The following is a 217-nucleotide window of genomic DNA, read 5'->3' as shown; positions in this document are numbered from 1 at the left end:
CTTCGGGGAAAGATATTTATTTAAGCGCAGCAAAAGATATTGATTTGAGCTCCGCAGAATTAACCTATCAAGATCATATCCTGCCTCTAGACTCAACAGAGCTCAACAGCAGGATCACAGCAAAGAATAATATCAGTATAATCAGTGGCAGAGATATTAACGGGAAAGCCGTTCAGATACAGGCTAACGGTAATACATTATTATCCGCCGGAAGAAA

At 40.1% G+C, this 217-nt stretch carries 1 protein-coding gene; it reads left to right on the top strand.

All coding sequences use genetic code 11. The annotated features are described in order from the left end of the window. Positions 1–217 (top strand): hemagglutinin repeat-containing protein (locus ABR397_RS24875; protein ID WP_350307994.1); only part of this gene is annotated, 217 nt, incomplete at both ends.

The sequence above is a fragment of the Photorhabdus viridis genome (assembly GCF_040256935.1).
Classification (GTDB): Bacteria; Pseudomonadota; Gammaproteobacteria; order Enterobacterales; family Enterobacteriaceae; genus Photorhabdus; species Photorhabdus viridis.
The sequence above is the reverse complement of the archived record's forward strand: the minus strand, read 5'-3'. Positions and strand labels throughout refer to the sequence as shown.